The organism is Mesorhizobium sp. M7A.F.Ca.CA.002.05.1.1 (genome assembly GCF_003998335.1).
GTDB lineage: Bacteria > Pseudomonadota > Alphaproteobacteria > Rhizobiales > Rhizobiaceae > Mesorhizobium.
This window is the reverse complement of record NZ_RZQI01000852.1, coordinates 1-2539: the sequence shown is the minus strand read 5'-3', so window position 1 is coordinate 2539 and position 2539 is coordinate 1. Positions and strand designations below refer to the sequence as shown.

Annotated in this window: 3 protein-coding genes and 1 pseudogene; 3 read left to right on the top strand and 1 reads right to left on the bottom strand. The window is 61.5% G+C overall.

Annotated features, from left to right (window positions below; all coding sequences use genetic code 11):
- Both EN939_RS29495 and EN939_RS29490 read left to right on the top strand, forming a co-directional pair.
- On the top strand, positions 1-226 hold a 226-nt coding region (locus tag EN939_RS29495), incomplete at its 5' end, for a tyrosine-type recombinase/integrase (protein WP_164751322.1).
- A 380-nt stretch (positions 227-606) separates the two neighbouring features.
- Positions 607-1677, top strand: coding sequence for a TraB/GumN family protein (locus EN939_RS29490; RefSeq protein ID WP_127270060.1), 1071 nt, complete (start codon positions 607-609; stop codon positions 1675-1677).
- A 10-nt stretch (positions 1678-1687) separates the two neighbouring features.
- Here EN939_RS29490 and EN939_RS29485 read toward each other — a convergent pair whose 3' ends face one another.
- Positions 1688-2281: a DUF2867 domain-containing protein gene (locus EN939_RS29485; protein ID WP_127270062.1), complete on the bottom strand. Its 594-nt coding sequence runs from the start codon at positions 2279-2281 to the stop codon at positions 1688-1690.
- A gap of 77 nt (positions 2282-2358) precedes the next feature.
- Here EN939_RS29485 and EN939_RS29480 point away from each other — a divergent pair.
- Positions 2359-2539, top strand: a pseudogene (locus EN939_RS29480) (hypothetical protein); the annotation flags it as partial.

The window sequence follows — 2539 nt, the reverse complement described above, 5'->3', positions numbered from 1 at the left end:
CCAGCGCGACATGGCCAAGCTGCGCTCGGCGCTCAACCTGCCCGATACCGCGACGCCGCATGCGCTGCGCCATTCCTTCGCTACGCATCTGCTCGGCCGCGGCGGCGATTTGCGCACCATCCAGGAACTGCTCGGCCACGCCAGTCTGTCGACGACGCAGATCTACACCGGCGTCGACACCGCGAGGCTGCTCGAGATTTACGAATCAGCCCATCCACGGGCATGAACGCCAGTAGCGTCGCATAGTATCGGTGGCCAAACGTTCACCATTGGCCGAAAGCCTCCCCAACGTCGTCATCCCTGGGCGAAGCAGGAGCGAAGCTCCGTCGCGGAGACCCTGGGATCCATGCCGCGACCTTTGCCATGGAGTGCTGCGGAGCGGAATTCTGCACTGTTGCAGCGTTCCAGAGTCCCGGCATGGATCCTCGGGTCTGCGCCGCGTCGCTACGCTCCTTGCTCCGCCCATGGATGACGAAGAAATGGGCGTTTCCGCTAATCATTGAGTCATGAGCACCATCGACGTCCGCTGAGGGCGATAGCCGGTCGAAGACAATTTCGCAGTACCAATTAACCGTTTTGCCGCTTTTCGGTTCTAGGAATGGGATCATGAAACGCGTCATCGCCATCGCCGACCGTGCAGCTTCCGTGTCGCTGAAGCTGCTCGTCGCGCTCAACGTTCTGTTCTTCCTGTCGTTTCTCGCCGTACTGCTGTTCGCGGCCGGCAAGGCGCATGCCGAAATCCCGACCTGCACCGGCGCCGACATGCTGTCGGCCTTGCAGAAGAACGATCCGGCGACCTACCGCAAGATCGAAGCGGAAGCCGCCGCGACACCGAACGGCAAGGGCCTGTTGTGGAAGCTGGAAAAGCCCGGCGAGAAGCCGTCCTTCCTGTTCGGCACCATGCATATGACCGACCCGCGCGTCACCACGCTGCCTCCCGACGCGCAGAAAGCCTATGACGCCGCCGGCACCATCATCATCGAAACCACGGACGTGCTCGACAAGCAGAAGATGATGGTCGCGATGCTCAAGGAGCCGGACCTGATGATGTTCACTGATTCGACGACGCTGGCGTCGCTGCTGTCGCCCGACGATGCGGCGGCCATGAACGCCGCGCTCGACGCACGCGGCATTCCTCCGGCAACGGTTGCCAAGATGAAGCCGTGGATGCTCTCGGCCATGATGGCACTGCCGGCCTGCGAACTCGCCCGCCAGTCAGGCGGCGCCCCGGTGCTCGATGTCAGGCTGGCGGAAGGTGCAAAGGCTTCCGGCAAGCCGGTGGAAGGATTGGAGACTGCTGAAAGCCAGTTGCGCGCCATGGCCTCGCTGCCGCTGGCGTTTCACATGAAGGGCCTCGTCGACACGCTGAAGCTCGGCGATAAGATCAACGACATCAACGAAACCATGATCGTGCTCTACCAGCGCGGCGACACCGGAATGTTCTGGCCGCTGTTTCGCGTGGCCATGCCGGAGGGCACGGACGACCCCGCGGGCTATGCGGCGTTCGAGGAAACCATGATCACCAGCCGCAACAAGGTGATGGTCGAGCATGCCGAACCGATCCTTGCTAGGGGCAACGTCTTCATGGCGGTCGGCGCCCTCCACCTTCCCGGCCCCGAAGGCCTCGTCGAGGACTTCCGCAAGGCCGGTTACACCGTCACGCCTGTTGGACTTTAGCTACTTCAGTTTACTTCGCCAGGATCTGGGCCAGCATCGCCGGAACGATGATCCGGTGAAACGGCATGATGATCGCAAGATAGGCGCGCCCGAGCCAATTGTGCGTCTTGACGATCGTCGTCGCGGCCACCTCTTGCCGGCCCATGCCGAGATCCCTGACTTCGACCAGGACACGGAAATCGAGATGACGGTCGTCGAGGCCAAGCACAACCTTGCCGGGAAACTGGCTGATGAGCGGAAATATCCCGATCCGGCCTGACGGCAACACCGCAGCTTCCAGGCCCGTCTTCAGCCGGAACGGCTTGACGGCAAGGTTGCGCAGCGCCATGAGCCTGCCGACCCAGGGCGGCGTTCGCCCCAGGGCGCGTTCCGCCGCGCCGAGTGCCGTTAAAGAAAGACCCTGGGTGACCAGCACATAGCGGTCGGCGAACTGGGCTCCGGCGAGGGCAGTGCAGTGATTCGGGACAAACTCTGCCAGGGGATTCGTCACGGCAAAATCCTCCGAAAAGATCATAATAGGCACCAACTTGGCGCGTTGCATGGCGAAACGACGCCATTCCGGCGCCGGAACGGCGGGATTGTCCTTGTTTTTGGCGTTTTCCAACCCTAGCGTGAAACCAGTTCAATGATTGCGCGTTATATGGTGTTGATTGATATTTTTCATCCACGGAGGACACTTTTATGGCGAACGCACCGAATCCAAACGACCCGTTCAATCCCAACACCACCAACACCACCATCAAGCAGAGCGGTGGCGGCGGTAGTGGCTGGCTGATTGCGCTGGTCGTCGTTATTCTGGCGGTTGTCGCGTATTATATTTTCGGAAGAAGCGGTGAGCACCCCGCACCCGCCGAACCGCCGG